We start from the raw sequence: 6,882 nt of genomic DNA, 5'->3' as shown, positions 1-6,882 counted from the left end.
CGAACAGGACCGTGAAACGACTTCGCGCCGATGATAGTGCGGACTACCCGTGTGAAAGTAGGTCATCGCCAGGCTCTCCTTTGAAAACGCCCCAGATCCTCAAGGTCTGGGGCGTTTTGCTTTGCGGGACAGCCGTGAAAATCACTGTCCGCGCCGACGCAAGAGCATAAAAAAAGCGGCCGCACGGGCCGCTTTTTACTATCCCACTACCGATCAAGCACCGCAGCCGTGTTCCGCGGCCTTGGCCAGCTCTTCCGGCGGTACGTCACGCACGTGCGTGGCCACCGACCAGCGATGCCCGTACGGGTCTTCGAGCTGGCCGTAACGGTCGCCCCAGAACATGTCCTGGACCGGCATCGTGACCTTGGCGCCGGCGTCGACCGCGCGCGCCACCGCGGCGTCCACATCGTCGACGTACAGATGCAGCACCACCGGCGTTCCCTTCAATGTCTTCGGCCCCAGGCTCTGCCATTCTGGCATTTCCTCCGCCATCATCACCGGCGAGTTGCCGATGCGCAGCATCGCGTGCATCAGCTGGCCCTGCGGCGTAAGCAGCTTGAATTCCTCCGCCGCGCCGAATGCGCGCTTGTAGAACTCGATTGCTTCCAGCGCATTCTTGCAGACGATATGCGGGGTCAGCGTGGGCATGCCTTCGGGGATCGGCTTGACTTGCGTTTGTGCCATCTTGGTTCTCCTGTCTGATCGTGCTGTTTGAACGGTCCTGGACCGTCTGTCCTGCGCGTGATCGCGTCGTTATTGCGATTGTTGTGGCGATTGCTGTCGCTGCTGTATTTGTTCCAGCTCGCGGAAGCGCTCGATACCGTCGCTCGGTGGAAAATCCTCGAGGTCGTACAGCTGGCGTACCTCGATTTCGCAGTTGTCGTCATCGGTGGCCGGATTGGGAAAGCGCCGCGTCCATTCCAGTGCTTCCTCACGGGACTTCACCTGGATGATCGTGTAGCCCGCGATCAACTCCTTGGTCTCGGCGAACGGTCCGTCGGTGACGGTCCGCTGCTGGCCTTGATAGCGGATGCGCCAGCCCTTGGCGCTGGGTTGCAGGCCCGACGCATCGACCAGTACGCCGGCCTTCGATAGCTCTTCGTGGTAGGCCGCCATTTCGGCAATCAGCCCGTCCTCCGGCATCACGCCGCTTTCTGTCTTTTGCGTGGCCCGAACCAGAATCATGAAGCGCATTGCGGTATCTCCTGTCGGTAGATCAGTCTAGGCGATGCCAATCGCAGCTCAGGGTTGCAGATCGAACAGCGCCTTGCCGCTTTCCATGTCGAACGGTGCGGAAAAATGATCGTGCGCGATCTTCCAGCCCTCGGGGGTCTTGCGCAGGCCGACGGTAACGCGCATCCACGATCCGCTCTCCTTGCCGTTCTCATCCTGGTGGCCGCAACGCAGCAGGTAATGGCCATAGCCGAACTGCTGGTCGACGAACAGTTGCAGGTCGTGCATCTCGAACACCATCGGGCCTGGCGCAGGCCTGCCGGCAGCATTCGGGCAAACGCTCGGCGCTGGCGCAATGGCTGCTGTGCGAACTGGCGATTTGCGCGACCGATCTGGCTGAGGTGATCGGCACCGCCATCGCGCTGAATCTGCTGTTCGGCATTCCGCTGACCTGGGGCGTGGCCGCGACCGTGCTCGACGTGCTGCTGATCCTCGCGCTGCAGCAGCGCGGCTACCGGCAGCTCGAGGCGGTGGTCATCGCGCTGCTGGCCGTGGTGTTTCTCTGCTTCGCAATCAATCTGGTGCTGGTGCAGCCGCAATGGGGCGAGGTCGCGCGGGGCTTCGTGCCGAGCACGCGCGTGCTGACCGACACCAACATGCTGTACATCGCGATCGGCATCGTCGGCGCGACCGTGATGCCGCACAACCTCTACTTGCATTCGTCGATGGTCGGGCCGCAGCGGATCCGGCGCGGTCACGAAAGCATCGGCACCACGCTCGCGTATTACACGGTCGACATCATGCTGGCGCTGGTGATCGCCTTCTTCATCAACGCCGCCATCCTGGTGACCGCGGGTGCGGTGTTCCATGCCGGCGGCATGCACGAGGTCAACGACCTGCGCGCCGCCTACCAGCTGCTCGGGCCGCTGACCGGCACCGCGATCGCCAGCGTGCTGTTCGGCATCGCGTTGCTGGCGTCGGGCCAAAGCTCGGCGGTCACGGCGACGCTGGCGGGGCAGATCGTGATGGAGGGATTCGTCAAGCTGCGGCTGCCCGCCTGGGCGCGCCGGCTGCTGACGCGCGGCATCGCGGTGGTGCCGGCGATGTTCGTTGCGCTCGCCTACGGCGAAGCGGGCATCGGCCAGCTGCTCGTCCTGAGCCAGGTCATCCTGAGCCTGCAATTGCCGTTCGCGGTGGTGCCGCTGATCTGGCTGACCAGCCGCCGCTCCGTGATGGGGGCCCACGTCAACAAGCCGTGGGTCACGGTGCTGGCAGTGATCGCGGTGACGCTGATCATCGGCATGAACGTGACGCTGCTGGCGACGACCGTGTGGCCGTAGCGATCGCCATCGCGAAGGCCGGCCAACACCGATGGGCGTTGCCGACCTCCAAAGGAAAAAAGGCGGCCGATGCGGCCGCCTGGTTCTTCATCGCCCAACAACTCACGAGCGCAGCCGTTCAGGCCTGCCCCGGGGGAGTCTTTGGCGAACGCGATGCCGCGCCACCTGCACCGCCTGCGCCCGGCGCGCCGGTGTCGGTCGGCAGCTCGGACTCGTCGACGCTGCCCAGGTCGGCGCCGGTCACCGGATCGCTGTTGACGTCCGACTCGGTGCGCATCGCCGCCGCTTCCACGGCGCTGGCCTGGGTCGGCTCGAGCTGGACTTCCGGCATGCCGCTGCCGCCATCGACCGCCGGCGGGGGATTCTCGACGAACTCGAACGTCGAATCGGCATTCCACGGGCCGCGCAGCGCGTCGCCCTGCGACATCTTGTAGTAGACGCTGGCGAACTCGGGCATCGGCGGCGCCTTGCCCGGCGGGAAGCTGGGCTGGATCGAGTACAGGGCCTTTTCGAACGACTTCTGGTGCGACACCTCGCGCGTCATCAGGAAGCCCAGGGCTTCCTGCACGCCAGGGTCGTCGGTGACGTTGATCAGCCGCTCGTAGATGATCTTGGCGCGGGCCTCGGCCGCGATATTCGAGCGCAGGTCCGCGGTCGGCTCGCCGATCGTGTCGATATAGGCCGCGGTCCACGGCACGCCGGCGGAGTTGGTCAGCGGTGGGCCGCCGCCATACAGCAGCTGGGTCACGTGGCTGTCGTTGCCGGGCCCGGACAGCGAACGATAAAGTTCGGCTTCCTGCTCGACACCCTCGGCCAGCTGACCCTTGGCTCCCTTGTTCAGCATCGCGACGATCGATCCGATGACCTCCAGATGGCTCAGTTCCTCGGTCGCGATATCCAGCAGCATGTCCTTGCGGCCCGGGTCGTCCTCGGCCAAAGCCTGCGTGAAATACCGAATGGCGGCCGCCAATTCGCCCTGCGGACCGCCGAACTGCTCGAGCAACAGATTGGCCAGACCCGGATCGGGCCGCGCTACGCGTACGGTGTACTGCAATCGTTTGTTGTGAATGAACATGGGGATCCTCCGATCTCGGTCAACGGACATCAAACAGGGACTCAAGCGGTACTTCACGCCGCATGGGCGTGGGTTGCGCTGCAATGCCCATGCCCGCAGCAGGGACCGGCGCGGAGAATCGCCGTCGTGGGCACCGGCCGCCGGAGCGGCCGGCGCGAGATCAGGGGAGGGGAGGAGGCCCTATCGTAGTTGCGGCTCGGTGAAATTCGGCAATCGTGTAAAACTTTCGCCTTTGACTCTGTGCCGGGCGCGATGTCGCAAGCAGGCAACGCTCGCGCTCAGTCGGGGCCGAGTCGCTTCAGCGCGCCGCCTGCGTCACCGGCAAGGCCTTCAGATGGAGATAGAGCGCGGTCAGATCGGTGTCGCTCATCTTGCTCAGGCTTTCGAACGGCATCACCTTGCTGACCTCGGTGCCGTCCGGCCGCACGCCGGTGCGCATCATCTCGATAAAGCGATCCGGCGTGCGGTAGCGCAGCATCACGGCACCCGGCCGCAGGTCGGCGGCAGCGGGCCAGTCGGGCGGCGCACCCGCAATCTTGCCGCCAGCGAGGTCGGTCCCGTGGCAGCCGATGCAGGCGTTGGCGACATAGGCGCCATACGCCGCGGTGGGCGCGGGTTCCAGCGCAGGCGAGGGCGGGCGGCTGTGGTCGATCTTCGCGGCGGCGTCCTCGATCATGCCGAAGCCGTAGAGCACGCGCGCCATCATCGGCAGGCGGATCTCGGTCATGCCGCTGAGCAGCGGCGGCAGGCTGCGCATATAGGCGACCAGCGCCGACAGGTCTTCGTCGCTGAGCTGGTTGTAGTCCTCGCTCGGCATGATCATCAGCGGCCGGCCGGAGGGCGCGACGCCATGGCGGATCGCCAGCACCCAATCCCGTTCGCGATAACGCGCGACATCCGGATTGCCGGCGGTCACGTTGGGCGTGCGCACGAACATGCCGCCCGGGTCGTTGATCATCACGCGGCCACGGCCGTCGGCACCGTGGCATTCCATGCAACCGCGCGATTCATAGAGATATTTGCCGCGCGCCAGGGCTTGCGCGTCATCGCGATAAGCGACGGGAACCGCTGGCACATGCACGCGCCGTTGGGCCTTGCGTTCGGCCAGCAGAATGCCGGTCGCCAGCACCAGGCCCGCAACGACCGCCAGTCCGGCGATCGTCCAACCCGCAATACGGAACACGCGCTTCATCGTCGCCCCTGTCGATGCGGAAAGGCGATATTGCAGCGATGGCGGTGCTAGCGGTATGTGCGCGAGCGCACCAAGGGGGCGGCCGGGCGCGATGGGCACGCCATGCGGCAGGAGGGAAAAGCGAAAGGCAGTTGGTTTCCGCGGTAGCGGCCTTGCGGACATGGCGCAAAGATGGCAGCCCCCATGTCCTCAAGGAGAGTTATCAATGTCCCCCATTGCCATCCATGCCCAGCGGCCTTTCGACATGCCGGTCCTGCCCCAGGCGAAGTCCCCCGATCGGCGTTACGCGATGTCGCCGCAGGATGCCGTCAACGTGCTGCTGATGAACCTGCTGATCGCCAACCTGACCGCCAATGCATTTGCGCCCCGGGCAGCGGCGCCGATCCAGATCAATGCGGTCGTGCTGGTCGACAATGCCGGCAAGCTGTCGGCGGCCATCGTGGTGCTGTGGCCAGCGCGGAATCCCGAGCCGGAACCGAAGCAGCGCGACGATCGGCAAAGCGAGCGCGCCAGACAGCAGCGTCATCGGCCCGAACCGTCGCACAGCACGTCACAGCCGCATCGGCCCGAACCGTCGCACAGCGCACCGCCCCCGCAGCGGCCCGAACCATCGTACAGCGCGCCGCCCCCGCAACGACCCACCACTGCCGTCAATCCCCACGCGCCCGACGGATGGAGCTATGACCGTCTGCCGCACGAGATCCTTGGGCTGAACGCCGGCGAGACCGATGTCGCGAAGATCGGCAAGGCGTTCCGGGCGGCCTCGCTGAAGGCCCATCCCGACAAGGGCGGCACTCAGGAGGCAATGCAGGCGGTGTCCGCGGCGCGGGACTTCATGCAGGCCCAGGCCGAACAGGCGACCGCAGGCTCGGCTGCCCGCTAAGCGGCTTCTCACCAAGCGGCTGCCCACCAGGCGGCAGATAGCATAGGCGCCCCGAGGCGCCAACACTGGCCCGTCCAGCGCAACAAGCGGACGGGCCAGTCTGTTTTCGGTCTGTTCTCAGTCGACCTGCGCGCCCGAAGCCTTGACGATGCGCGCCCACTTGTCGATATCGCCCTTGAGCTGCGTCGCGAACTGCTGAGGCGTGGCGGACAGGGCTTCGGCCCCTTGCGCACCGAGCTTTTCGCGCAGCGCGGGGTCGGCCAGCGCGGCCTGCATGGTCTGGCCCAGCTTCTGCGTGATCTCTTTCGGCGTCCCCTTGACCGCGAACAGGCCGACCCACAGGTCGCCGCTATAGCCGGGCACCGTCTCGCCGATGGTCGGGATATCGGGCGCGAACGGCGAACGCCGGGCCGAGCTGACGCCCAGCGCCCGGACCTTGCCGGCCTTGATGTGCGGCAACACCGAAGGCAGGCTGGCGAACGCCATCGGCACCTGGTTGCCCAGTACATCGTTCAGTGCCGGTGCCACGCCCTTGTAGGGCACATGCTCCAACTGGATACCGGCCATGCTGTTCAGCATCTCGCCCAGCAGATGGTTCAGCGTGCCGTTACCGGCCGATGCAAAGCGATAGTGGCCCGGCTTCGCCTTCGCCATCGCGATCAGTTCGGGCAGCGACTTCGCCGGGAAGGCGGGATTGACCACCAGCACGTTGGGCACGGTCGCGACCAGCGCGATCGGCTCGAAGTCCTTGATTGGATCGAATGGAACCTGGCGGTATAGCGACGGATTGATGGCCTGGGAGCTGCTGATGGTCATCAGCAGCGTATAGCCGTTCGGCGTCGCGCGGGCCGCGAACTGCGTGCCGATATTGCCGCCGGCGCCGGGACGGTTCTCGACGACGACCTGCTGGCCGAGGCGTTGCGACAGATCGGCGGCCACCAGCCGGGCCACGATGTCGTTCGTTCCGCCCGGTGCTTGCGGCACGATCATCTGAATCGGCTTGCTGGGCCAGTGATCGGTCGGGGCGGTCGGGGCCGCGGCGCCGGCCGGCGTGGCGCCGATCCATGCCACCGCCGAAACGACGCAGGCGAGGGCCTGACGAATGCCTTGCATGATGTCTCCTCCTTGTTGACGCGCACCTCGGTCGCGCGCCTCGGTTGCGATGCGCGAGCGACTTTACCGAAGGAGAACCACGGCGAGAAATTCAATCTGCGACTAC

At 65.8% G+C, this 6,882-nt stretch carries 8 protein-coding genes; 2 read left to right on the top strand and 6 right to left on the bottom strand.

What is annotated here, in order from left to right; genetic code table 11:
- Positions 1-213 precede the first annotated feature (213 nt).
- From F7Q96_RS22860 to F7Q96_RS22850, 3 genes are all read right to left on the bottom strand, one after another.
- Positions 214-684, bottom strand: a complete 471-nt coding sequence (locus F7Q96_RS22860) for a VOC family protein (RefSeq protein WP_053821711.1) — start codon at positions 682-684, stop codon at positions 214-216.
- Between the two features lie 69 nt (positions 685-753).
- On the bottom strand, positions 754-1,194 hold the full coding sequence (locus F7Q96_RS22855) for a YciI family protein (RefSeq protein ID WP_053821712.1): 441 nt from the start codon (positions 1,192-1,194) through the stop codon (positions 754-756).
- 48 nt (positions 1,195-1,242) lie between these two features.
- A complete protein-coding gene (locus F7Q96_RS22850) occupies positions 1,243-1,473 on the bottom strand; it encodes a YybH family protein (RefSeq protein WP_344234318.1) in 231 nt (76 codons plus the stop codon).
- Between F7Q96_RS22850 and F7Q96_RS22845 the strand changes: the two genes are divergently transcribed.
- Positions 1,365-2,513, top strand: a complete 1,149-nt coding sequence (locus F7Q96_RS22845) for an Nramp family divalent metal transporter (protein WP_151023332.1) — start codon at positions 1,365-1,367, stop codon at positions 2,511-2,513. The genes F7Q96_RS22850 and F7Q96_RS22845 overlap by 109 nt on opposite strands.
- A 118-nt stretch (positions 2,514-2,631) precedes the next feature.
- Here F7Q96_RS22845 and F7Q96_RS22840 read toward each other — a convergent pair whose 3' ends face one another.
- On the bottom strand, positions 2,632-3,588 hold the full coding sequence (locus F7Q96_RS22840; protein WP_053821715.1) for a manganese catalase family protein: 957 nt from the start codon (positions 3,586-3,588) through the stop codon (positions 2,632-2,634).
- Between the two features lie 298 nt (positions 3,589-3,886).
- Positions 3,887-4,780 carry a c-type cytochrome gene (locus F7Q96_RS22835; RefSeq protein WP_053821716.1) on the bottom strand — a complete coding sequence of 298 codons (894 nt, stop codon included), beginning with the start codon at positions 4,778-4,780 and terminating at the stop codon, positions 3,887-3,889.
- Between the two features lie 205 nt (positions 4,781-4,985).
- On the opposite strand from F7Q96_RS22835, the gene F7Q96_RS22830 reads away from it, so the two are divergent.
- Positions 4,986-5,663 carry a J domain-containing protein gene (locus F7Q96_RS22830; RefSeq protein ID WP_144425783.1) on the top strand — a complete coding sequence of 226 codons (678 nt, stop codon included), beginning with the start codon at positions 4,986-4,988 and terminating at the stop codon, positions 5,661-5,663.
- A gap of 117 nt (positions 5,664-5,780) precedes the next feature.
- On the opposite strand, the gene F7Q96_RS22825 is transcribed toward F7Q96_RS22830, so the two are convergent.
- Positions 5,781-6,776, bottom strand: coding sequence for a tripartite tricarboxylate transporter substrate binding protein (locus F7Q96_RS22825; RefSeq protein WP_053821718.1), 996 nt, complete (start codon positions 6,774-6,776; stop codon positions 5,781-5,783).
- Positions 6,777-6,882: the final 106 nt, after the last annotated feature.

Source organism: Cupriavidus gilardii (genome assembly GCF_008801915.1).
Taxonomy (GTDB): domain Bacteria; phylum Pseudomonadota; class Gammaproteobacteria; order Burkholderiales; family Burkholderiaceae; genus Cupriavidus; species Cupriavidus gilardii.
This window is presented reverse-complemented; position numbering and strand designations above follow the sequence as displayed.